At 34.8% G+C, this 24,214-nt stretch carries 24 protein-coding genes; 6 read left to right on the forward strand and 18 right to left on the reverse strand.

The genetic code is table 11. From position 1 onward, the window contains the following. Positions 1-91: 91 nt before the first annotated feature. The 5 genes from NLM59_RS08275 to NLM59_RS08295 form a co-directional block, all read right to left on the reverse strand. Entirely contained in the window at positions 92-1,861 is a 1,770-nt protein-coding gene (locus NLM59_RS08275) for a MutS-related protein (RefSeq protein WP_304417300.1), read from the reverse strand. A gap of 73 nt (positions 1,862-1,934) precedes the next feature. Beyond that, positions 1,935-2,819, reverse strand: coding sequence for a CorA family divalent cation transporter (locus tag NLM59_RS08280; RefSeq protein WP_304417301.1), 885 nt, complete (start codon positions 2,817-2,819; stop codon positions 1,935-1,937). Between the two features lie 45 nt (positions 2,820-2,864). Further along, positions 2,865-4,772, reverse strand: coding sequence for a S9 family peptidase (locus NLM59_RS08285; RefSeq protein WP_304417302.1), 1,908 nt, complete (start codon positions 4,770-4,772; stop codon positions 2,865-2,867). Between the two features lie 204 nt (positions 4,773-4,976). Further along, positions 4,977-5,774, reverse strand: coding sequence for a T9SS-dependent choice-of-anchor J family protein (locus NLM59_RS08290; protein ID WP_304417303.1), 798 nt, complete (start codon positions 5,772-5,774; stop codon positions 4,977-4,979). A 63-nt stretch (positions 5,775-5,837) separates the two neighbouring features. After that, complete coding sequence (locus NLM59_RS08295) at positions 5,838-7,046, reverse strand: class I SAM-dependent rRNA methyltransferase (protein WP_304417304.1); 1,209 nt, start codon at positions 7,044-7,046, stop codon at positions 5,838-5,840. Between the two features lie 144 nt (positions 7,047-7,190). Between NLM59_RS08295 and NLM59_RS08300 the strand changes: the two genes are divergently transcribed. Both NLM59_RS08300 and NLM59_RS08305 read left to right on the forward strand, forming a co-directional pair. After that, positions 7,191-8,174 carry a hypothetical protein gene (locus NLM59_RS08300; RefSeq protein ID WP_304417305.1) on the forward strand — a complete coding sequence of 328 codons (984 nt, stop codon included), beginning with the start codon at positions 7,191-7,193 and terminating at the stop codon, positions 8,172-8,174. Between the two features lie 232 nt (positions 8,175-8,406). Next, positions 8,407-8,829 (forward strand): hypothetical protein, encoded by a 423-nt coding sequence (locus NLM59_RS08305; RefSeq protein WP_304417306.1) that lies wholly within the window; start codon positions 8,407-8,409, stop codon positions 8,827-8,829. A 25-nt stretch (positions 8,830-8,854) separates the two neighbouring features. Here the strand turns inward: NLM59_RS08305 and NLM59_RS08310 are convergent, their stop codons facing one another. Together NLM59_RS08310 and NLM59_RS08315 are read right to left on the reverse strand one after the other, a co-directional pair. Next, positions 8,855-9,052, reverse strand: a complete 198-nt coding sequence (locus NLM59_RS08310; RefSeq protein WP_304417307.1) for a GNAT family N-acetyltransferase — start codon at positions 9,050-9,052, stop codon at positions 8,855-8,857. 72 nt (positions 9,053-9,124) lie between these two features. Next, the gene (locus NLM59_RS08315) at positions 9,125-9,601 is read right to left on the reverse strand and encodes a hypothetical protein (RefSeq protein ID WP_304417308.1); all 477 of its coding nucleotides are present in this window, start codon (positions 9,599-9,601) and stop codon (positions 9,125-9,127) included. A gap of 166 nt (positions 9,602-9,767) precedes the next feature. Here NLM59_RS08315 and NLM59_RS08320 point away from each other — a divergent pair, with 166 nt between their 5' ends. Continuing rightward, a complete protein-coding gene (locus NLM59_RS08320; RefSeq protein WP_304417309.1) occupies positions 9,768-10,190 on the forward strand; it encodes a hypothetical protein in 423 nt (140 codons plus the stop codon). A 25-nt stretch (positions 10,191-10,215) separates the two neighbouring features. On the opposite strand, the gene NLM59_RS08325 is transcribed toward NLM59_RS08320, so the two are convergent. After that, positions 10,216-10,737 (reverse strand): GNAT family N-acetyltransferase, encoded by a 522-nt coding sequence (locus tag NLM59_RS08325; protein WP_304417310.1) that lies wholly within the window; start codon positions 10,735-10,737, stop codon positions 10,216-10,218. A 131-nt stretch (positions 10,738-10,868) separates the two neighbouring features. Between NLM59_RS08325 and NLM59_RS08330 the strand changes: the two genes are divergently transcribed. After that, on the forward strand, positions 10,869-12,419 hold the full coding sequence (locus NLM59_RS08330; protein ID WP_304417311.1) for a M20/M25/M40 family metallo-hydrolase: 1,551 nt from the start codon (positions 10,869-10,871) through the stop codon (positions 12,417-12,419). An 80-nt stretch (positions 12,420-12,499) separates the two neighbouring features. On the opposite strand, the gene NLM59_RS08335 is transcribed toward NLM59_RS08330, so the two are convergent. The 3 genes from NLM59_RS08335 to NLM59_RS08345 all read right to left on the reverse strand — a co-directional run bounded on the left by NLM59_RS08335 (position 12,500) and on the right by NLM59_RS08345 (position 15,245). Then, on the reverse strand, positions 12,500-13,099 hold the full coding sequence (locus tag NLM59_RS08335) for a nitroreductase family protein (protein WP_304417312.1): 600 nt from the start codon (positions 13,097-13,099) through the stop codon (positions 12,500-12,502). Between the two features lie 117 nt (positions 13,100-13,216). Further along, positions 13,217-13,783 (reverse strand): hypothetical protein, encoded by a 567-nt coding sequence (locus tag NLM59_RS08340; protein ID WP_304417313.1) that lies wholly within the window; start codon positions 13,781-13,783, stop codon positions 13,217-13,219. Between the two features lie 85 nt (positions 13,784-13,868). Then, positions 13,869-15,245 carry an NAD(P)-binding domain-containing protein gene (locus NLM59_RS08345; RefSeq protein ID WP_369426513.1) on the reverse strand — a complete coding sequence of 459 codons (1,377 nt, stop codon included), beginning with the start codon at positions 15,243-15,245 and terminating at the stop codon, positions 13,869-13,871. Between the two features lie 588 nt (positions 15,246-15,833). Here NLM59_RS08345 and NLM59_RS08350 point away from each other — a divergent pair. Next, positions 15,834-16,295: a hypothetical protein gene (locus tag NLM59_RS08350; RefSeq protein ID WP_304417315.1), complete on the forward strand. Its 462-nt coding sequence runs from the start codon at positions 15,834-15,836 to the stop codon at positions 16,293-16,295. 85 nt (positions 16,296-16,380) lie between these two features. Here the strand turns inward: NLM59_RS08350 and NLM59_RS08355 are convergent, their stop codons facing one another. The 4 genes from NLM59_RS08355 to NLM59_RS08370 all read right to left on the reverse strand — a co-directional run bounded on the left by NLM59_RS08355 (position 16,381) and on the right by NLM59_RS08370 (position 21,164). Beyond that, positions 16,381-16,881, reverse strand: a complete 501-nt coding sequence (locus NLM59_RS08355; protein WP_304417316.1) for a GreA/GreB family elongation factor — start codon at positions 16,879-16,881, stop codon at positions 16,381-16,383. 9 nt (positions 16,882-16,890) lie between these two features. Next, positions 16,891-17,793: a universal stress protein gene (locus NLM59_RS08360; RefSeq protein WP_304417317.1), complete on the reverse strand. Its 903-nt coding sequence runs from the start codon at positions 17,791-17,793 to the stop codon at positions 16,891-16,893. Between the two features lie 36 nt (positions 17,794-17,829). Beyond that, positions 17,830-19,503 carry a BCCT family transporter gene (locus NLM59_RS08365; RefSeq protein ID WP_304417318.1) on the reverse strand — a complete coding sequence of 558 codons (1,674 nt, stop codon included), beginning with the start codon at positions 19,501-19,503 and terminating at the stop codon, positions 17,830-17,832. Positions 19,504-19,886: 383 nt separating this feature from the next. Continuing rightward, positions 19,887-21,164, reverse strand: coding sequence for a DEAD/DEAH box helicase (locus tag NLM59_RS08370; RefSeq protein WP_304417319.1), 1,278 nt, complete (start codon positions 21,162-21,164; stop codon positions 19,887-19,889). 207 nt (positions 21,165-21,371) lie between these two features. Between NLM59_RS08370 and NLM59_RS08375 the strand changes: the two genes are divergently transcribed. Continuing rightward, the gene (locus NLM59_RS08375; protein ID WP_304417320.1) at positions 21,372-23,036 is read left to right on the forward strand and encodes an ABC1 kinase family protein; all 1,665 of its coding nucleotides are present in this window, start codon (positions 21,372-21,374) and stop codon (positions 23,034-23,036) included. A gap of 1 nt (position 23,037) precedes the next feature. On the opposite strand, the gene NLM59_RS08380 is transcribed toward NLM59_RS08375, so the two are convergent. The 3 genes from NLM59_RS08380 to NLM59_RS08390 all read right to left on the reverse strand — a co-directional run bounded on the left by NLM59_RS08380 (position 23,038) and on the right by NLM59_RS08390 (position 24,211). Continuing rightward, a complete protein-coding gene (locus NLM59_RS08380; protein WP_304417321.1) occupies positions 23,038-23,655 on the reverse strand; it encodes a 2OG-Fe(II) oxygenase in 618 nt (205 codons plus the stop codon). Positions 23,656-23,801: 146 nt separating this feature from the next. After that, positions 23,802-23,993 carry a YwbE family protein gene (locus NLM59_RS08385; protein WP_304417322.1) on the reverse strand — a complete coding sequence of 64 codons (192 nt, stop codon included), beginning with the start codon at positions 23,991-23,993 and terminating at the stop codon, positions 23,802-23,804. Beyond that, on the reverse strand, positions 23,990-24,211 hold the full coding sequence (locus tag NLM59_RS08390) for an RNA-binding S4 domain-containing protein (RefSeq protein WP_304417323.1): 222 nt from the start codon (positions 24,209-24,211) through the stop codon (positions 23,990-23,992). The genes NLM59_RS08385 and NLM59_RS08390 overlap by 4 nt, the downstream gene beginning before the upstream one ends. Positions 24,212-24,214: the final 3 nt, after the last annotated feature.

Consider the following 24,214-nt stretch of genomic DNA (forward strand, 5'->3'; position numbering starts at 1 on the left):
GGAAGCAAAAGACTAATATGAGGCTTAATTTATTCATTAGGAGGAGGGAAGATTCCTAACAAATATAAGCTTTTATCTGCTTTTTTGGAATTTAAACAATCTCCATTTTCTTTAAAAGGAAAGATGCGTTCATATTTTTGCAAACTCCGTTTTTCAAGCGATAATCGAAATTAAGCTCATCATTAATGATTTCTGCATCGAAATAATAATTCTTGATTTCGGGCAATTCATTCTCTATTTCACATAAACTTAAATCATGGGTAGCAATAATTCCAGTGGAGTTGGAAGCGACTAATTTCTCTACAAATTTCTTAGATCCAATCGCTTTGTCGGTGCTATTGGTTCCTTTTAAAATTTCATCTAAAATAATGAAGTAGTTATCGTTTTTAATCTCTTCTACAATGAATTTTAAACGTTTCAATTCCGAGAAGAAATAAGATTCATCATCCGCCAAGGAATCGGAGGTGCGCATGCTAGTAATTAGCTTTATCGGCGAATAATCAAATGATTCAGCACAAACTGGAAGCCCCATATTGGCCATAACAATGGAAAGGGAAACTGTTCGCAGAAAGGTGCTTTTTCCTGCCATATTAGCTCCTGTAATAATGAAAAACTGTTGATTTTCGATTAAGAAATCATTGTCTACACGTTTTTTTGTTTTCAATAAAGGATGACCTAATTGTGTGGCTTTAATGACATTTTGGTCCTGGTTGATGTTGGGATAAACATAGTCTGGATGATTAAATGCAAAATTGGCTAAGCTATTTTGTGCATCGAAAAAAGTAATCACTTCAAACCAATCTTCCACCTTGTTATGATAGGTTTCTAGCCATTTTTCTACTTTAAAGGCATAGTTTAAATCCCATAATAAAAAGCCGTTCCCCACCAAAGCCATGATCATATTATTACGCTGATCGAAGCTGTCTAAAGTTTTAGAGAATTTTCTAAAAATTAAGGAGGCTTTTTCGTTTTCAGATTTAATTCTTTCTTGTTGAGCGATTAAAACCTCTGAAGTGAATGTTGTGTTTTCAATCTTGTCTAAGAGTTTATAGTATTGAGAAAAAGTGTCTTTTGCTTTTCCTGCCTCGTTATAGATTTTATTGATCTTTTTTAAATAAACTCCTGAAATTCCTAATCCAACTAGGAACCAAAGCATAAGGATTTGATAACTAATAACATCAAAGAATACTAAAGCTAGAAGTAGGGCAGAGATAGCCGTAAATATTTGTGGCAACAACGACATAATATTCGGCAGGCTGGTTTTGTAATCTTTAATCCAAGCAATAATAGCTTGAGCCTTATGTTGAACTTTAACTAAATTTCCAATTGCTGAGAATTCTTGTCTCCAATTTGGCATGGCTGAAAGCTCTTTAATCCCAGTTTGTTTTTGCTTAATATTTTCGATGTGGTTCAATGAAAGCTGTTTTGCAAACTCGGCTTCACCTTCTTGGGTAACCGTTCTATTCATAAATTGAAAGAGAGAGCCTCTTCCAAATAAATCGATATCGTAGCTATAAAAATGTTTCGGATTTTCAAAAGTCTCGCCTTCGTTTAATTCTAAATAATCTCCGTTTTTAATGCGAATTTCTTTTTCATTTATTTCAAGTAACTCTTTGGTGAAATCACGTTGATATTGCAGATTTGAATGTCTTGAAACTAAAATTAAGAAGGCAATAATTCCCAAAACCCCAATACCAATGGCGATTTGGAGATTGCTCCAGAAAAAGTAGATTCCAACAATAATAGCGATAAAAAGAATTAATCTGATGCTGCTAGAAATGTTGAGTTTTTTCTTTAAAGCAGCTAAATTCGTTTGATGTTTGGCTTTTTCTGCTTCGTTGAATTGTATAGGATCGGTCATGTATATTTTTGTTGATAAAGGCTATAGGCAATAGCTGTGCAAATTTAGTTGGAAATAGATGGATTCTTTGAATTTAAAGAAATCTTTTTCTTTTAAACCAAAAGTAAATGATGATAGAAATGATGACCATCACCACCAAAACAATCGGATAACCATATTGCCATTCGAGTTCGGGCATGTTGACGAAGTTCATTCCGTAAAGCCCTACAATAAAGGTAAGCGGGAGAAAAAATGCCGAGAAAACAGTGAGTAGTTTCATGACATCATTGCTCTTTTGGGAGCTCACCGAGAGATAAGTATTCAATAAGTTATTAGAACTTTCTAAAACTTCATCATACATTAAATTAAATCTAACCAATCTATCATTAATATCTTGATAAGACATTTTATTTTCTTCAGAAACTTCAAGTTGTTGAATTACCGACTGGGTAATTTGAAGTAATTTCTTGGTAATACGTGTTTGTGATTTATTGAAATAAAGGTCTTCCAATGAAATTTTATGATAATTTCTTAAGAAGATAGACTCTTCCATTTCATCAATTTGATCGCCTAGATATTGAGCAGGTTCTTCGAAAGTTTGAAGCATCTTGTGAATAAGATATAGCATGAAATGCTCTGGACCTTTAAAATGTTTTGGAACATCTTCTAGAAAAGTGAAGTAGGCGCTATGCGTAGTAATGAGTACTTTTTCGTTGTAGAAAAAGGCAATTTTATTAGATAATTCGTTGATGCTGGTAATTCTATTTTGTGGTTGAGAACTAAAAGCACGCAGAATTAAAAAATCATAATTAGGAAGCTTTTCGATTTTAGGTAAATGTCCGACTTGCTGGGAGTCTTTAATTTGAAATAGCTCTAGATTGTGGTCTAGAGCTATTTTATCTAATGTTTCCTTGTTCGGATTTCTAATATCTATCCAAAGGAAATTCTCGAAGTTGGTTTCATTATAATAATAATCCATAAGGCCTTTATTTTTATTTCACTTCGAGTTTTTCCTCAGTTTTGATTAAAGTGTATCCTTTAACCATTTAAAGAATTCATTTTGCCAAATCAAAGCATTCTGTGGATTTAAAACCCAGTGATTTTCTTCAGGGAAATATAACAATTTAGATTTTAAACCTAACATTTGTGCCGCTTGGAAAGCTGATAATCCTTGTTCAATCGGAACTCGGTAATCTTTTCCACCTTGAATGATTAAGATAGGTGTATCCCATTTAGACACCATGTTGATTGGGTTGAACTCGTTATAAGCTTTGCGCGTATTCTCATTATCTTCCCAATACATTCCTCCAAATTCATTGATCAAGAAGAATAATTCTTCTGTAGTTCCCGCCATGGTTCTGGTATCAAAAACACCATCATGAGCAATGAAAGTTTTGAATCTCTTATCGTGCATTCCTGCAAGATAGAAAACAGAATATCCACCGAAACTCGCTCCAATCGCACCAATTCTATCATTGTCTACGTAAGGTTCTTTGGCTACATCATCAATTGCTGATAAGTAATCCTGCATTACTTGTCCACCCCAATCTTTGCTGATTTCCGCATTCCACTCAACACCATGACCTGGCATTCCACGTCTGTTTGGAGCTACAACAATATAGCCTTGAGAAGCCATTAGTGAGAAGTTCCAACGGTAAGAATAGAACTGAGAAAGTGGAGATTGTGGACCACCTTGAGCATATAATAAAGTTGGGTATTTCTTGTTCGGATCAAAGTTTGGCGGTAAAATTACCCAAACCAACATTTGCTTACCATCTGTAGTTGTAACATATCTTTTCTCAACTTTAGGTAAGTCAGTTTTGCTATAAATATCGTGGTTAACGTTAGTTAAAGGCTTAAAGTTTTTCTTCTTTAAATCATAGCTAAAGATATCCGCAGCATGATTCATGTCGTTTCTTGTAACGATTAAATGATCACCTTTTTTAGCGATAATGCTGGTTACGTCAAACTGTCCTTTAGAGATTTGTTCTACTACAGGAGCAATTCTTCTTTTTCCAGGATAGTTCACCTTAAACAATTGAATCGTACCATCTACAGGTGCAACGAAGAAGATGTTTCTACCTTTTTCATCCCAGAAAAAGCTGCGAACAGTTCCGTCCCATTGAGCGGTTAGATTTTGTTTAACACCATTTTCTAAAACAACAATATCATTTTTGTCACTTTCGTTTCCATCGGTTTTCATCTGTAACCAAGCCAAAGCTCCTTGCGATGAAAACGCAGGATTGGTATCATATCCTTTGTTATCTTCCGTAATATTCTCGGTAGTTTTCGTTTCAAGATTATACTTGAAGATATCTGTATTGGTACTAGTTACATAAGCTTTTCCTTTTTTCTTTTTGCTCACATAATAAATGTCTTTTCCGTCAGGCGACCAGATATAATCCTCGTCACCACCAAATGGACGTTGTGGCGTGTGGAAAGGTTGATCGTGCATAATGTCGATGCCGCTTGCATCATCTGCACCCACTTCTTTGTAGAATAAATGATTGAAATTTCCGTCTTCCCAAGTGTCCCAATGACGAATATCTAAGTCTGAATAAATGTAAACATCAGATTTATCTAAATGCTTATAAACGTCACTTCCTTTAATGTTTTCAATTAAAACTTTTTGGTGAAATAATTTATGTTTTCCATCTGGAGAAACATTTTTATCTACTGCATTCAAATGCGCTGCGTCGATTTCCTCTATAGCTCCACCAAGGATAGGCATTTTATAATATTTGGAATCGAATCCATTTTCGGCAATGTTGGGCGTCGTAAGTTTGTAATAAATCGTATTAAGATCCTTATCCGTTCCGATTACGCCTAATCTTTTAACTTCCCAAAGTTTTTCTGGCGTCATAACATTTTGTGCTTTCATCAATGTGCTGCTCAGTATTAATCCTACAATTAGGAATGCGTTTTTTATCATTTTACTAAAATTTACTGATTTAATTTCTGAAACGATATTCCATTTTCAGAAGTAGTAAAAATAAGGAATTAGTTTTGAATTGACGATTTAATCAGCCTTTGAAAGTTATTTCGTTCTTAAAAAATAGACCACGTAAATCATATTTTTAAACATGAAAAAAGCCACTCTAAAGTGGCCTTAAATTAATTTCTTAAATTTTAAACCCTATTTCTTCAAGACTTTTTTTGAAATAACTTCAGTATCCGTATAAAAGTTTATGATGTACATACCAGGGACTAAGTCCTTCATACTGGCTGTGCTCGAAGCTACTTCTTTCATCATCTTACCTTCTAAATTGAAAATCCTGATACCTTTCACGTTATCAAGTCCCTTAATGCTTACAAAATCAGTAGTTGGGTTAGGATAAATTTTGATTTTTTCTTGTCTTAAATCGCTTGTGCCTAAATTTCCAATTTCAATTTTTACGTCATCCATACTGATATAGAAAATATCTGTAGAGTCATAATGTCTAAAAACAAGTTTCACATCTTGACCAGCGAATTCGCTGATGTCAACATTTACTGTTTTAGCTGGGTCATAATAAGCGGCGTCTAAAGTTTCTTCAAACACAGCGGTTTCTGTTCCTTCAAAACTTGCGTCGGATGGGATTACATAAACAGCATAATGTTCTTGGAATAATTCATCGTCTTCAAATGCTGCTACCTTAAAGCTTAAATTTAAATTGCTATCTGCTGGAAGGCTAATCGCTGGGCTGATAAAGGTATTGTCTGGGGTAAATACTTCAAAATACCACGAAAATGACCATAGAAATCCTGTGGTAAATGAATCCACTTCTTGATCTCCGGCATCTGCAAACTCCCAAAATTCGCCATCGCCATCACGATCTCCTAAGGTCCAATTGTTTAACGAGCTTTCATCATCAAAAGTCTCTTCAAAAATAACTTGCGCCTGAGCTGAAAATGCAAATAACAAGGCGCTAATAAATAGTAATTTTTTTATCATAATTTTAAGTTTATTGAATATGAGTAAGTTATAAAGTTAAAATTAATTAGACAAAAGAAATATCTATTCTGTGTATTTTTGATAGAAGATGGTCTTCAAATAATTACTCTCTGGGAAACCAATCGGATGATCATCGTCGTGTAAAGTCGTATGAAGATGTTGCCAATTCTTAGCACCTTTAATTCTTGCATTTTGATGTGCTTTTTCGAAATCTTCTAAACTAATACGACTCGAACAAGAACCTAAGATGAGGTAACCTTGATGTGCCACCAATTTCTTACCTATGTTGGCCAATCTCTCGTATTGCTTTAATGCATTGTGAACCTCACTCGCTTGTTTGGCAAAAGAAGGTGGGTCTATAATCACGATATCAAACTTTTTATTCTGCTGTATAAGTTGATCTAAAGCCTCAAAAGCATCTTGTGCTAGCGGCGTCCATATAGATTTATCTAATTCATTCAACTCAATATTTTCTAAAGCTACGTCCATGGCGTGAGTACTGATATCTATGGAAGTTAGAGATTTAGCATTTCCTTTTAGGGCATGAATTCCAAATCCACCAACATAACTAAACACATCTAAAACGCTTTTGCCGTCTGCATTTTGCTGAACCCATAAGCGATTCGGGCGTTGATCTAAAAAGAATCCAGTCTTATGTCCAGATTGGGTGTAAGCATAGAATTTAACACCATATTCCTCGAAGCTGACTTTCTCATCCTCCAAAGTTGAGCCTACCACATCTCCTTCTTGATAAGGGAAAATATTGTTTTGTTGAATCTTACGACTAAATCTAATGACGATGTTTTCTAAGTCATACTGCTCCTGAATTGCTGGGATTAGGCTGTCGACATAAGGTTTCCAAACTTCGGAGTAGATTTTAAGTACACCTGTTTTGGCATAAACATCTAATACCAAACCTGGGAAATTATCATTTTCTCCATGAATTCCTCGGTAGCCTGTTATGCCTTTCTGAATTAAGCCTTGTCTTTTTTCGTAAGCTTTCTCGAGCTGAGATTTCCAAAATTCTTCATTCAATTGTAAGCGAGAGCCTAAATAAAAAATCTTAATCCTAATGACTTCATCGGGATCCCAAAGACCAAAAGCAAAAGGTTTGTTGGTTCGTTGATCAAACAATATACAAAGACTTCCTGCAGCTTCATCTTCGGCAGGACCTTTTTCAATGCTTTGTTCAAAAACCCAAGGATGACCTTGTTTAACTGCTTTTTCAGCAGATTTTCTGAGTTTAATGGCGATTTTAGAAGGGATTTTCATTTGGAATAAATCAGTAAACGAAAGTAGTGAAAAATTTTAGGATTGTGTTTTAATGAAGGAGATATAAGAGTTATATCATAAAACAAAAACACATCGATTGCCTATCTTTGCCTCAGTTTTAAAAGTAAATTTTATAACAAACTTATGGCTGAAGAATTATTTAATCCATTTCTAGATTTAACATTCGATGAGCGTTTTTGTTTCTTGACCGGTTCGCTTACGAATGAAGAAATGACGGTTTATCCAGATTGGTTGATGGATCATTTCAAATTGCGTGATGAGCAAATCGAAATGATGGATAAGTCTAAGTCCTATAATTATAGTGACTTGAAGTTGCCTGTTAGTTTGGAGGTTAAAAATGCTTTTGAAGCTTTAGACGCTAAATTCAAAGCGGCTTTTGATCAAGGTTACGAAGGTATGAAAGCCTTAGATGAGCATACAATTTTCTTGTGGACTGGGCGCATTGTTTATGGAATGCTGTATTATGAAATGATTTACGAGCGCGATAGATTGTTGCGCATCGGCAAGGAATTCAAGCTTTCTATTGAGTTAAGAAAACGTTTCAGTTATTTTCATTTAATGCTGCAATCGCTTGTAGAGCCGGTTTATTTTAAAGAAAGAAAACCTTGGAGTATTGCTGTTTTTCAATTAAAATATTCAGCTGATATATTAAGTTTCAGAAATGATTCTGTGAATTTATTATTCCAGTTTGGGGTTAATGGATTTGGGTTTATTGCTTGTTTGCAAGACAATGGTGTGATTGGCGAGGAGCAAAAAGAAATCTTAGACCAAATTGAAGGGAAAGTATTGCATCCGGTGCAGTTCGAGGAGTTATATGCTAGGTTTCACTTTGCTGATTATATTATGAAACAAACTCCAAAATATGAGATTGAGCCTACAGATGACGGTTTGTTTATTACATCTCTACCGATGGAATCTACGCCAACAAATCCTGTATTTGGTTTTTGGGACGAGGATACTTTCGCTCAATTATTATCTAATTATTGGCAAGTCTACGGAATTGAAAAGGATGATATTATACAATTTCAAAAACCAAGACTTAGTTTCTTAATCGATCCTTACTCTTTGGATTTTATCGAGCCAGAGTCGATTAAGTTGCCTTATTAATCTTCGAGTTCATCGTGAGAACGATGGTGTAATTCTTTTCTAATCTTAACTACGGAAACTGCTTTTATATAAATTTATCCTTACAATTATCAGACTTAGCGCATTAGTTAGGCAAATTAGAAAATAGGAAGAAAAGTTAAATATTTATGGAAGTGATGTTTTTTTATAGATAAAACTGTCTTATTTTTATCTTAAATAGCTTATATTTAACATATTGATTTTAAAATTAGCTATGATTAAAGAAATACTTAAACTTTCACTCTTTGGGATTGTTGTAGGATTTATTTTAATGATAGTATTAGGCTTATTAAAATTTTTGACTGGCAGCCCTGCTTATGATTTTCTATTTAATTTTTATAACGTACCTGTATTAAATGAGTTTAAACCTGTTTGGCTCGTTGGATATTTATTCCATTTTTTGATTTGTATATTGAGTGTAATCGGGCTTTACTACATTCTTAAAAACTGGCATTTAGAAAAGAAAGATTGGCCTTATATTTTGGTTTACACGATGGGTAGTGGTACATTGATTTGTCTTACCGCCTTATTAGATCAGACACCACCGTTCTACGATCAAGTTTCATGGTTGTTTTGGGCTTTTGCCCATGGCATCTCAGGTGCCGCGGTAGTTTTTATGGTAAGAAAATGGTTATAAATTAAATCCACTTCTATCACCAGATTTACTTTTTCTCCATACTATAAAGCAAGAGTTCCTCTGTTTCATGTGGTAGTTGCGTAGTGCCATGAAGTTGAAATCCGAGTTTTTCTAAAAGTTTTTGCGATGCCGTATTTTCTATAGAAGTTATAGCGTTTATTTTATCATAATCTTGTGCTTCAAAAGTAGGTAAATAAGCAAAACCTAAATCTAATCCTTCCATAATCAAGACTTGGTTTTTTATCAATCCTTATTCTTTGGATTTTATTGAGCCAGATTCGATTAAATTACCTTATTAATCTTCGAGTTCTTCGAGCCTTAAATTATAATCATATTGCAAGTCTTCGTGTAGGCCTGCAACTAATTTTTTGATGCTTAAAATTTGTCGATCATATAATTTACTTAAGGTAATATTTCTATGAATATTCGGTGTGAAGTCGTTTAACTTCTGGCAAAAATAGAGTAGGAGTTCAACTTCGGTTTCCTTTTTTTGAGAATAGCGAGCATACTTTTTTAAGTTTCTAAGAATCTTGCGAATGCTCTTTTTGATGTAATAAAAGGAATTGGTATTGATCGTCTCAAATTGTTCATCGAGCTCTTCAATTACAGTTTCTATGTATTGTTCTTCGTTGTGTGCTTCGAATAATAAATACGTAAGCAATTCTTTATTTTCCTTTTTGAATTTAGATAAGCGCAGGCAAAGCTCCATGAGTTCGTCGTGTGAACGATGATGTAATTCTTTTCTAATCTTAACTACGGAAACTGCTTTCATATCTTTTAATCCTTACAAATATCAAACTTAGCGCATAAGTTGGACATAAAAGAAAGATAGGAATAAAAAATAATTATTTGTAAAGTTGGTATTATTTAAAGAGAAATCTATCGAATATAATAGTCTAAAAAGCTTATATTTAACAAATTAATTTTAAAAATTAGTTATGCTTAAACAAATATTAAAACTTTCATTTATTGGAATTATCGCAGGTTTAATTTTAATGCTTGTGCTAAAGCTATTAATGTTTTTTACAGGAAATACTGCTTATAATCTCTTGTTTAACTTTGACTATGTTCCTGTTTTAAATGAATTAAAACCCGTTTGGCTGTTTGGGTATGTTTTTCATTTTTTGACTTGTATTTTTAGTGTTATCGGACTTTATTATATCCTGAGAAACTGGAATTTAGAAAAGAAAGATTGGCCTTATATTTTGGTTTACACTTTAGGAGGTGGCGCTTTGTTTTTTCTTACGGCCTTATCAGATCAACCGCCAGCGTATAATGATATAGTTGCTTGGGTATTTTGGACTTTTGCGCATGCAATTTATGGCGATGCAGTAGCTTTTATGGTAAGAAAGTGGTTATGAATTAAATCCACTTCTATCACTCAATTCACTTTTTCTCTTTAAAATAAAGCAAGAGTTCCTCTGTTTCTTGTGGGAGTTGCGTAGTGCCATGAAGTTGAAATCCGAGTTTTTCTAAAAGTTTTTGCGAGGCCGTATTTTCTTTAGAAGTTATAGCGTTTATTTTATCATAACCGAAAACATTAAATCCTGCTTCTAGGATTTTGTTAGCGGCTTCATAAGCATAACCTTGTCTTTCATAGGCAGGTACATAAGCATAACCTAAATCAAGTCCTTCCATTTCTGCACGATCATATAAACCACAAATGCCCATTTTGGCTTGGTCACTTTTTCTAATGACGGTGTAGTTCCCAAAACCTAATTTCTCTAGCTGAGGCAGCATTCTATGTTGAATGTAATCCTTGGCAGCCTCTAGCGAATGAACTTTTCGATCGCCAATATACTTGAGCCATTTAGGAGAATTAAGTAATTCAAAAATCAGCTGAGCATCGGATGTAGAGGTCGGTTGGAGGATGAGTCTATCGGTTTCGAAGGCTTGGTAATTATCCATTTAGAGATTTTCTATTTATTAAAAACTAAGTTATCATTTTTAAGCATAAATAAATTCAAATGAGTTGAAGGTTTTTTAAATTCTGAGTTTTAGTTTATCTTGGATGTTTTGAAAAAATCAAACGAATTAATATGAATAGACGAATTGTACTGGGATGTGCTATGTTTTTGTTTACGGCAACTCCCTTTTTTGCTCAGGACACAAGTTCTGTAGTAGATGCTATCGTAAAGGAAGTGAATGAAAATTCCAATTTAGAAGCTCTTGGGCATGAGTTAATGGACGATATCGGTCCACGATTGGTGGGAACGCCACAGATGCAACAAGCACATGATTGGGCAGTTAAGAAGTTTAACGCTTGGGGTATTTCAGCTGAGAATCAAGAATATGGAACTTGGAAAGCATGGGAGCGAGGGATTACGCACGTAGACATGGTTTATCCTAGAGTTCAGTCGCTATCGGCTACGCAATTGGCGTGGAGTCCAAGTACGAGTAAAAAAGGAGTAACGGCGGAGTTGGTTACACTTCCAAACGTTAATAATGAAGAGGAGTTTAAAAAATGGCTTCCTTCTGTTAAAGGTAAATTCGTGATGATTGCTAGAAATGAAGCAACAGGTCGTCCGGATGATAATTGGAAAGAATATGCTACACCAGCTTCTTTTGAGAAAATGAAACAAGAGAGAACAGAGCAAATCCAAGCTTGGAATGAAAACATGAAAAACATGGGGCATAACAAGCGTAGTCTTATCGAAGCTTTAGAAAATGCTGGAGCAGCTGGAATTGTTGATTCTTATTGGTCTAAAGGATTTGGTGTAAATAAGATTTTTGGAGCAGGAACTAAGAAGATTCCTACTGTTGATATCGAGCTTGAGCATTATGGTATGCTGTACAGAATGGTGGAGCATGGTGATAAACCTCAATTAAACATCGTTGCAAGATCTAAGGATTTAGGCGTTGCACCTACGTATAATACGGTTGCGGAAATTAAAGGAAGTGAAAAACCAGAAGAATATGTTATTCTTTCAGCACATTTTGATTCTTGGGATGGTGGAACAGGAGCTACCGATAACGGAACAGGTGTCATGGTGATGATGGAAGCAATGCGTGTATTGAAAAAATTAAATCCAAACCCAAAACGAACGATTATCGCTGGTCTTTGGGGAAGTGAAGAGCAAGGTTTAAATGGTTCGTCTGCTTTTGCGGAGGATCATCCAGAAATTGTAAATAATATTCAAGCGGTGTTTAATCAAGACAACGGAACGGGTAGAGTTGTGAGAATTAATGGTCAAGGATTCTTGCATTCTTATGATTTCTTATCTCGTTGGTTAAGTGCTGTTCCAAATGATATTCGCAAAGAAATTGAAACAACGTTCCCAGGTAGACCTTCATCTGGAGGATCAGATCACTCGTCTTTTGTGACTCGTGGAGCCCCTGCATTTATGTTGAGTTCGTTGAGCTGGGATTATTGGAATTATACTTGGCACACCAACCGCGATACCTATGATAAAATCGTGTTTGACGATGTGAGAAGTAATGCAATTCTAGTTGCGATTATGGCATATATGGCATCTGAGGACGAGCAAAGTGTTTCTAAAGAAAGAATTGTTTTACCGATTGATCAAAATACAGGTAAACCACAAGAGTGGCCAACGCCTAGAACGGCAGAAAGAAAAGGAGGAATGTAATAATCCTTGTTGTTTGAAATAAAAAATCCCAAACTCAATCTTGAATTTGGGATTTTTTTATTGAATTAAGTTTCAAAGCTTTAAATATCTTTCACTACCTCAGAAAAGTCTCGTCTGGTTTTTGGGTTCTTGCTAGGTTGGTTGAAATCATCTTCATCTCTATAACCAATTGCAACAGCGACTACTGTGGCGTAATCCTCTTGACCTAAAATAGCATCATATTTCTTTGGTTCTAAACCTTCCATAGGTGTTGCATCAATTTCCATTTGTGCACATGCGCTTAGTAACACTCCTAAAGACAAATAAACCTGCTTTTCGAACCAAGCACGAATTTCATGTTCAGGATTTCCTTTGATGAAATCATTGTAATAAGCAACAGCTCTCTCAGGTAAATTAGCTTCAATTTGCTCTTCGAATAGGGCTATATCATTAATTCTACTCAAAACAACCACTGTATCGCAGTTCAAGATTTTCTCAGTGTTGTGCCAAGAAACTTTAGATAATTCTTTCTTTGTTTCTTCATTCGAAACAAAAGTGAACTTCCATGGTTGACTGTTGATTGAAGAAGGGCTTAATTGTAAAATCTTCTTAAGTTCTTCTAATTTTTTTGGGTCAATCTTTTTCGTTGGATCATACTTTTTAGTCGAGTAGCGACTCTGCATAGCATTGATAAAGCTCATAGAATTAATTTTTAATTGTTTTCAAGACTATATAAGGCAATTACTAAACCAATTAAGTTAAATGACTATTTCTTTAAATTATAGAAGTAAATCGAAAGATTATAATGTTTTAAATGTTTAATCTACATAGCCCCAAGGCTTGCTAGGAGCGGTGATTGGCGTGCTTAGGTCAAAACTAACTGTAAAAACTCGGTCACTGCCAATTCGTCTTAAATTATAAGTAAATACATCGCCTTCTAAAGTAAACCACCAAATATTTGTGGAAGCTGCTGGTAGAATTTTAGCCGTGAATTCATCGGCTGGGAACATTTGAACTGTTTCTAAACCAACATTTGAATTGATTCCACCATATTGTGTCAAATCTTCTTCGCTACCATCGGGGTGACGATGATCGTGTTTAAGACTGATGATTTTATCTTGATTCATTTTTAAAATCCAAGTTCGAGATTTGTCTTCGCCTACAAAAAATGGAATTTTAATTTCGTTTTTGTTACATCCACGAACGTGCATCACAAGTTTTTCTCCTGTAAACCCATCTTTAGGAACGGCGCCAGCGGTAATCCAACCTTCGTAAGCTTTGCCGCAATGCTGCTCTAGATTAGACCAAAATTTTTCTGAAGGTGTAGTTTCTTGAGTAAAGGCTAAGCCAGGAAGCAGGATAACAATCCAAAAAAATAATCTCATGTTTTGTGTTTTTAATAATGAAAGTTAAACATACAAAAAAACCCTTGAGTAAAAACCCAAGGGTTGAATTTATGCTTAGAAAAAATTAAAGATTCTCTGGGATTAATTCTTCCTCTTCTGGCTCATAAAGATATCTTTCTTTACTGTCGTCTAATTCGTCCATCCACTCGGTGTGGTGCTCTGCGGCCATGGTTCCTGTAACAGCTGATTTGAAAGTTTTGTCTCTATAGGTCAAGATGTTATCTTCTTTGTCTTTTAGCCATTCTTTGAACATTCTAGCTACTTCATCTAAATTAAATGGAGGATAATCTGACATAGAAATTAAGTCCTTAATATAATCGGTTTGGAAATCTACTTCATCATCTCCATTCTCTAAATTATCATTTCTTTCCAACCACTTGTCCATATCAACTCTTCTTTCATTTTCAGAAGGAAGCTCTAGCATGCCCATCATATAATCACGTGCAACCCAAGCTTGTGCATCGAACATATTAAATGTATAATACTGATCTTGCATTCCTAGGTAAATCAACTGAGGTAACTCATTGAAGAATATACCTTTGTATAGATTGTCTGGATATAAGTTGTTTTTAGTTTTAAGACGCATTTCGTCTGGTAAGAATGGGAATTTATGTTGGTATCCAGTACACATAATTACAGCATCAAACTTCTCTTGAGTTCCATTCTTAAAGAATGCTGTATCATCTTCGAAATGAGTAACTAACGGAACTTCTTTGATTCCTTCTGGCCACTCAACTCCGATAGGATTACTTCTATAACTTAAAGTTACTGATTCAGCGCCGTGCTTATAGCATTGAACACCAATGTCTTCTGCAGAATAACTACTTCCAATCAATAATAAGTTTTGACCTTTGAATTGGTCTGCTCCTCTAAAGTCGTGCGCGTGCATTACAGTTCCAGGGAAATTTTCGATTCCTTTAAAATAAGGCATATTAGGTGTAGAGAAATGACCTGATGCTACCACCAAATAATCGAATTCTTCTGAATAAGTTTTGTTGATTTTTAAGTCGTCTAAGACTACGGTGAATTTTTTACTGTCTTCGTCATAGCTTACCCATCTAGCTGTGGTATTAAAACGAATAAACTCTCTTGCTTTACTTTTTTTAATTCTACCTTGGATATAATCAAATAAAACAGGTCTTGGAGGATAAGAAGAAATCGGTTTTCCAAAGTGCTCATCGAATGAATAATCTGAAAATTCTAAACACTCTTTTGGACCGTTAGACCATAGGTACTTATACATACTTCCGTGAATAGGCTCACCATATTTACCCACTCCGGTTCTCCATGAATAGTTCCACATTCCGCCCCAATTGTCTTGTTTCTCGAAACAAACAATCTCTGGCATAGCGTAGCCTTTTGCTTCTAAAGCTTCGAAGGCTCTAATTTGTGCTAAACCGCTCGGACCTGCTCCAATAATACCAATTCGCTTGTTTGTCATTTCATTATTCTTACTCATATAAATATATTTTAGGTTTAATGAAAACACCCTTTAGGTATGCTCTCAAAAATAAATTCTACATTATTTAATCATCTTAATGTCTGCCACAAAAAGATATAAGGACTTAAAGCCCCCATCGTTCAAACTCTATAAGTTGATTATAAAGCTTGAAACTGCTTGTTCCACTAAAATTTAATGCAATGACCCCAATATACGACATTTTTTGCGAATTTCATAATTAAAGCTTAGTAAGTTGGGTTTAAGTATGATGTAATGAAATGAATCTCGATTTGACTGAGAAGTTTCGAATTCGTTAAAATGTTAAAGTTAAACTGAGCAAAATTCAATTTATAAGAGGAAAATCTAGTAGTTAATATTTAATAAGAGATAATAATTGTTAAAGTTTAAAATGTTGAGGGTTTTATGGTTTTTAATTGTTGAAAACTGAAAATCAATACCTTATGAGGTTCGGGGTTGCTGTAATATTTGTTATATAAACTTTGTAAATGAAGGAACACGCATTCGGTGGCACAACTCTTGAAATTATGAAGATGAATCAGAAAGTTTATTTCAATAAAAATTAAGATTATGAAAGCTATAAAAATATTTGTCTTTAGTTTGTTGTTTGTATTTACGGCACAGGCTCAGGCGCAAGTAACGGTGAATGTAAATATGGGTAATCCTCCTGCTTGGGCTCCTGCAAAAGGTGCAAAAGCTCAGTATTATTATCTACCAGAAATTGATGCTTATTATGATGTTCAGTTAGCAAGGTTTATCTATTTAGATAATGCGAAATGGGTAAGATCAGAAAAACTTCCGCTTAAGTTTAAACATTATGATTTACGCAAAGGAAAAATTATTTATCTAACGGATTATAAAGGAAAATCGCCTTATAAATACCACAAGAAGCATAAAGCAAAATATCAAACTATTAAAGTTACGCCCGGTGGTGTGAAAGTGAAAACCAAAGGTGACAACGGACTACATAAAGGGCATAAAAAGCATAAAAAAGCTAAGCACAAGAGAAAGCACTTGAATAAGAAACATTAAGTTTCATAAAGCTTTAAAAGAAAAAAATGAATAGCGTCTTATAGATACTATTCATTTTTTTTGTTGCTAATTTTAAAATTAAGACTTAATATTTAATCTCTTTTATTTCAAAAATTCTATTACGATCCGCTAGATTTAGAATGGCTTTTTCGCCCACTTTTTTATTAATTAAAATTCGAGCTAAAGGAGAGATAAAAGAAATTTTTCCTTTTGAAATATTAGCTTCATCTACACCTACAATCTGATATCGCTGAGGTTTTTTCTGACCTTCTTCTAAGAGTGAAACCAATGCGCCAAATCGAATTTCATCTTTGGGTTGTTGACTTAAGTCTATGATTTTAGCCGAAGAAATTCGATTGTTTAATAATTGCAACTTAGCATGGATATGATTCGTTGCAATTCGCTTTTCTTTTTCATTCGAGGGATCTAGATTTTCTATTTCGCTCAACAAATCTTCCTTTTCTTGGAGAAGTTCATCCATGCCGACTTGCGTAACATAATTCGTTACACCTTGTGGCAAATCGGCCCTGGGTGGGACAAGAGGAATCTCCTCCTGATCGTCTTCATTTACAAAACCTCGGCTCATATGTTTATTTTATTTAGCCCTTGATGTAGATCGAGATCTAGTAATAAGCAAAGGCATGTGTATATTTCTAATCAGCAAATCATTGGTAATACTACCCACAAACAAAGCAGTGATATTACTTCCGCCACGTGCTGAAATCACAATAATATCGAAAGCTCCTTTTTCTGCATGAGCTTCAATGGCATCCACCACCGACATATCTTCTCTATCGATATATCTAAACGGTATTGAATCTGCAATTTTATGTTTTGTTCTAAACTGTTTAACTTTTTCTCTCAGATGTTTTTCAGTTTTATCAATCGCTTTTTTGGTGTTGATATAAGGGAAGAAAAACGACGGAATGTTGTAAACATGTAAAGCCTCAATATTCCCTCCAGATCTCGCTACCAAACTATCCGCCACATCAAAACATCTTGCCGAAGCCAAACTAAAATCGGTTGGAACTAAGACATTTCCCATGTTGTGTTTAGCTTCTTCGGGTACCAATAGAACATGTGAATCTAACATTCTCACAAGCTTTTGACTTAAAGCTCCTGTACCTTGTAACTCATCTTTTTTACCGGTAACCATAATATCTACGTGATACTTTTTGGCTAAGTGCGTAAGGATGCTCTCGGTGTAATCATCGGTTGTGATAATAACCGTGTGCGGAACTTCGGCTGTATAATGTTTATCCACAGATTTTTGAATCCCACGGTCAACAATATCTTCAATGGTAATACCTTCTTCTAAAAACTCATCATACAAATCATATATTTTGTATTGTTTGATATTGTGGGTAAAGTAGAGTTGTTTAATGTTCCAAACTTTACACAAAAAGCTAACATAAGAAAGCAAAATGGCATCCATTTCTGTGAGGTCTAATGCCACCATTAAAGTTAACTCGTTATCTAATTTTATTTTTTGGGTCATGATTTTAACTTAAAAATTAAATGTTTCAAAGGTTTATTAAAGGTCAGTTGTTTTAGGATTTTTCTTGGGTTCTTTTCCTGGATCAATAGTTTCCAAGTTCTTCTCAAGTCGTTCTTCGTTCACTAAATTAAGAATACTCTTACGATAACTTTCGCGCTCAAGTAATTTCTCTTTTCTTTCCGCTTTTTGATAATCTTCAGAAATACCTCTAAATAAAGAGAAACACATCCCCACTAACAAAATAGCGAAGGGCAATCCAGAAATAGTTACCACCGTTTGCAGAGCATTCAATCCACCTCCGTACATCAGAACTGATGCAATTACTCCAATACACACTGCCCAAATTACACGTTGGTATCTTGGCGTTTTCATTTTTCCACCCGAAGTCAAACTGTCTACCACTAATGCTCCCGAGTCGGCTGAAGTAATAATAAAACTACAGATTAAAATTACACCTAATATTTTCAACAACATCGCTAATGGAAACTTGTCAAAGAATACATATAAAGCCGTTGAAATATTATCGTTTACAGCAGCAATCATGGCTGTATCTCCTAATAAAATGTCGCGCATGGTTGTTCCGCCAAAAGCACTAAACCATAAAAAGGTAACTAAAGCAGGTAATATTAAAACACATAAAATAAACTCTTTGATCGTACGTCCTTTAGAAATACGAGCAATGAAAATCCCTACGAATGGCGACCATGAAATCCACCATCCCCAGTACATAATTGTTCTTTTCTTTTGCCAATCGGTTCCTTGTAAAGCCTCTGTCCAAGTAGACATATCGATAAAGTGAACCAAATAACTACCAATATTTTGAATGTATGCTTTAAAAATAAAGGTGGTTGGCCCTAAGATTAAAACTAATAAGAATATAGCAGAAGCCACACGTACGTTCACTTTACTTAGCATTTGTACACCTTTGTCAATTCCACTAAAGGCCGACAAAGTTGCGGCTAGAGTCACTCCCACAATAATTAAAACTTGATAGAACAAAGAGCTTGGTAAACCAAAAACGTGTGAGAAACCAGCATTAATTTGTCCAACACCAAATCCAATAGTAGTTGCTAGTCCAAATAAGGTGGTAATCACCGCCATAATATCAATCACATCACCCATCCATCCATGAATTCTATTTCCTAGAATAGGGTAGAAGACAGATCTTAAGGTTAAGGGCATTTTTCGATTAAAAGTAAAATAGGCCAACGAAAGTCCTACGACAGAGTAAATTGCCCAACCGTGGATTCCGTGGTGTAAGAAAGAGAAGTTGATGGCTTCTTGTGCAATTCGTGCAGGCGCTTCCCCAGCCAATCTAGGTGGATCTAGATAATCTCTCACCGGGTCGGCGATACTAAAAAGCACCAAACCATTACCAATACCCGCACTAAAGAGCATAGCAAACCAAGCCCACATACTAAATTCGGGTTTGGCGTTCCGGCCTCCAATCCGGATTTTACCAAATTTACCAAAGGCCATATAGAGACAAAAAACGATAAATAGATTCACCGAAAGTGTATAAATCCATCCACCGTGCGCAGAAACAAAAGTTTGCGCCATATTAAAATAGTGCTCAGCCTCTTCTTCGAAGATGAGGGTAAATCCAACCGTGAATATAATCACTGCAATCGCAGAGAAAAACACCGTCTTATTGATGATTAAACCCATGAATTTGGAAGCACTTTCTTCTCTTGAAACTTTAATCGACATGTTAAAATGTTTTATTTACAATAATTAAGAATGTGTTTAGGATTAAAAGTAAAAAGAGCCCTCAGAATTTGATTTTATCAATTCCGAAAAGCTATTTAACTAATAATCCAACACCATTATAACATATTTTAACAAAACCCAAAGTTTAATGCTTAGGTTTAATTAATTTGGTTATAGGTTAAATTTATTTCTACGATACAATTTATTCAGAATGAGTTATAATTAAACTCTTTAAGAATTATAAATAAATTTAAAATTTGAGTATTTATCTTTTCTTAAATCCATATGAAATTTAGAATACTCTCATAAAAAACAAAGCCTCAACTTCTATATTAGAAATTGAGGCTTTTATATTTTAGGAAAATCTAGTTAGATAATTTGACTTATCTAGCTCTTGATTTAGCTTTAGATTTCACATTTGATTTTTTAGGAGAAGATTTCTTTCTGTTAGCAAAAAATTCTTGTTTCTTTTTAGCTTTTTCTTTTTCATAAGCCTTTTTCTCTTGCGCCGTCATTGGCTTATCTGTCTGAGGAAATGGATTATCTCTAATCACTTCAATCTTCTGACCGATTAATTTTTCGATATCTCTAACGAAAGCATTCTCTTCTGGCTCACAAATAGAAATTGAAACTCCTTCGTCTCCCGCACGTCCACTTCGTCCAATTCTATGAACGTAAGTTTCTGCGATATTCGGAATGTCGTAGTTAATCACATATTTCAATTTGTCGATGTCGATTCCTCTGGCTGCAATATCGGTCGCAACTAAGACTCTAATTTCGCCATCTTTTAACTGCTGAAGTGCTTTCTGACGAGCATTTTGCGCTTTGTTTCCATGGATAGCTGCAGCTTGGATTCCTTTCTTCTTTAGAATTCTAGTAATCTTATCAGCACCGTGCTTGGTTCTAGAAAATATTAAGACTTGATCAATCTTATTATCTTTTAAAATGTGTAGCAATAAATCATTTTTAGTGGATTTATTGGTGTAGTAAATATATTGTTGAATGGTTTCTGCCGTAGAAGAAACAGGACTCACTTCAATTTTTACTGGATTTTTTAAGATTGTATTCGAAAGCTCAACAATATTGTCGGGCATGGTAGCTGAGAAGAATAGAGATTGTCTTTGCTTAGGTAATTTTGCGATGATTTTCTTGATATCGTGAATGAATCCCATATCAAGCATTCTATCTGCTTCGTCTAAAACAAAGTATTCAATATGTTTTAAACTAATAAAACCTTGGTTCATTAAATCTAATAAACGACCTGGTGTTGCCACCAAAATATCGATACCTCTATCTAGCGCGTCGGTTTGTCTACCTTGTTTAACACCACCAAAAATTACAGTGTGCTTCAATCCGGTATATTTACCATAAATCCCGATACTCTCGCCAATTTGAATGGCTAGCTCTCGTGTGGGTGTAATAATGATGGATTTAATTTCTCTTGAATTCTTTCCATTCTGACGGTCATTATATAAATGCTGAAGAATGGGAATAGAGAAAGCAGCTGTTTTACCTGTTCCGGTTTGGGCACTACCAAGCACATCTTTACCTTCTAATAAAGGTGGAATAGCTTGCTCTTGAATAGATGTTGGGTTTGTATAATTCTCTTCTTTTAAAGCCTTTAAGATAGGCTCAATGATTTGTAATTCTTTAAATTGCATGGGTTAAAATTTGTTTCCCAAGCTAAAAGAATCTTAGTGGGACTTTGTGTAATAATGACGCAAAGGTACTACACTTAAGCGCATTTAGCATTAAAAAATGCAAAATAAATGTATCTGTATTGATTTTTTAAGTTTGTATTAAGAGGTTTTTTAATATAAATTTAAGAATAGTCCGCTTTTTGCAGTGAACTCCCAAAATTTACTATTATGAATCTTATCCCTGAACAGTACGACAAATATATTCGCTTTTTTAAGTTTATGGCTAAATATTGGAATAGCGATGTTTTTGCTATGCCAGACGAGGATGCGGTTATTTCTGATGAAGAAAAGAGTATAGAAGATTATGAGGATAGCCCAGAGGAGTTGGTAGAGGATTTAAAAGCCATGGGGCCTACTTATGTTAAGTTAGGTCAGTTATTGTCTACTCGTCCAGATTTATTACCACCACATTTTATGAAAGCACTTGCTACTTTGCAAGATGATGTAGATGAGGTGGAATATGAAGTGGTGGAAGAGATTTTTAAAGAAGAAATTGGTTTAAGGATTTCTAAAGCTTTTGCTTCTTTTGATGAAAAGCCAATTGCGAGTGCTTCGATTGGGCAAGTACACAAGGCAGTGATGCATTCGGGGAAGGTTGTAGCTGTTAAGATTCAACGCCCTAATATCAGAAAACGATTCATTGAAGATTTAGATACTTTGATGGATTTATCTCAAAAGGCTGAAACTTATAGTGAAACAGCGCGTGATTATGCGGTGCATAGTGTGATTGAGGAATTAAGATATGTTTTATTAAAAGAATTAGATTATTCTCTAGAAGCTCAAAACCTGAGTGTTTTAAAAGAGAATTTAAAAGAATTTAAGCATTTATTTATTCCAGCGCCTATTTCAGATTATTGTTCCTCGCGGGTATTGACCATGGAGTTTGTTCAAGGAAATAAAATCACCCAAGTTTCTCCGCTAAAGAGAATAGAAATGGATCTAGACCCTTTGGTGGATGATTTGGTGAAAGGATATTTAAAACAAATCATTGTTGATGGTTTTGCACATGCTGATCCGCATCCGGGGAATGTTTATTTAACGCCCGAAAATAAGGTGGCTTTAATGGACTTGGGAATGGTTGCGAAGTTTAGCAATAAGATGCAAGAGAACATCTTGAAGTTGATGATTGCTTTGAGTAATTATGATAGTCAGCGCGTGAATGAAGTTTTGTTGAGCATCAGTGAATATGATGAAAACAAGGTAGATGAATCACTATTTAGAAAAAGCATTGAACGAAAAATTCAGGAGAGTGAGAATCAGAAAGCTAAAGATTTAAAAACCGGAAGAATTCTGATTGAGATTAATCAATTAGCTGCTAAACAAGGGATTCATATTCCAGTAGAGTTAAATATTTTAGGAAAGATATTGCTCAACATGGATCAAATTGTGGCTTTCTTGTCGCCCGAATATGATATGCACAATACAGTGAAAAATTATGTTCAGGAGTTGATGCAACAGCGCATGCAAGATGATTTGAAGCCTGGAAACATGATGGAGCTTTTCTTGGAAATGAAAGAGCTCACCGAGAATTTACCCTTTAGAGTGAATAAGTTTACGGAGAATTTAGCGGAAAACAAGATAAAAATAGAAGTAGACGCTATTGATGAACAGCGTTTTACTGATGCGTTTCAAAAAGTTGCCAATCGCATTACGGCAGGATTAATTGTCGCTGCTTTAATCATTGGAGCCGCTATGTTGGTTCGTGTTCCAAGTTCATGGAATATCGGAGGATATCCAGCGTTTGCGTTTATCCTGTTTGTGATAGCGGCCCTGATAGGCTTTTATTTAGTTTATCAAATTCTCTTTAAAGACGATTTTAGAAAAAATAAATAGTTTAGTTTTTCATCCATCCCGCGATGCTATTTCTTTCTCTTGTATGAGAAGGAAAAACCTCGTGCTCTAATTCGTCACTTCTAAAGAAAACAATCCTGCCCGCTGTTGGTAAGACATATACCGGATCTGCTCCTTTAGGATAAAGTCCAATTCTTCCGCCATCTTCTTCCTTCCAATCTTGGTTGAGGTAGAGAATGATAGAGAATTTTCTACCTTTTTCTGTTTTAAATTGATCGATATGCTTTTTATAAAAACTTCCCACTTCATAATTAGCATAGTGACTTTCGTAGGTCTTGATAGAAGTGTAACAGGTTGTATTTAAATATTGAATAAAACGCTTGATTTTTTCCATGTAAACCTTTTCAAAAGGATCGGTGGAATCATCTTCAATCCAATGAACTCGGTCGTTTCTAACCAGTTTATCATATTTCAAAACCATCTTGTTTCCGATGCCTGCCCATTTCATTGCATCGGATGTACACAAATTGGATAAGTTATCGACTAAACCTTGAATAATTTCTGCAGGTAAAAAGTCGTCTACATAAGCATATTTTTGGTCTAAAAGACCTTGAATTAATGCTTCAAATTGATTAAGCTCGTGTTGGTCTTGCTCACTCATAATTAATGATTTAAGTTTAAATCTCAATGAGTAATTTCACTCAAAAAAGTGAGCGCAATTTCGACTATTTGAAAAAATCTAAAACTATATTTTTAGTTAAATTTTTCGGTCGGAATTAAATTTTTTTAAGGCTTAAAAATCCTGAATCAAAGTAGCTTTTTCACACGGCCTACTTGTCCGTCCTCTAATCGAACCTTAATGCCATGCGGATGCTTAGGAGAGTTGGTTAAAATATCTTTCACCACACCTTCTGTGAGCTTGCCACTGCGTTGATCTTGTTTCAGAACAATAGCTACTTTAGTACCGATAGAAATATTTGATCTTAAAGTGCCACTCATGCTTCAACTTCAATTGTTTCACCATTGAATTCAGCTACATCTCCAGCGCGCATTTTTTTTCTTTTCTGTAATTCTACTTCGCCGTTAACGCTAACCATACCTTCTGAAATTACGAGATGAGCTTCTCCACCAGATCCAACTAATCTTAAGATTTTCAATAGTTTATCTAAAGTGATGAATTCGTTGTTTTCGCTAAGCTTGAATGTATGTTTCGCCATGGG

The sequence above is a fragment of the Profundicola chukchiensis genome (assembly GCF_029664245.1).
Lineage (GTDB): Bacteria > Bacteroidota > Bacteroidia > Flavobacteriales > Weeksellaceae > Profundicola > Profundicola chukchiensis.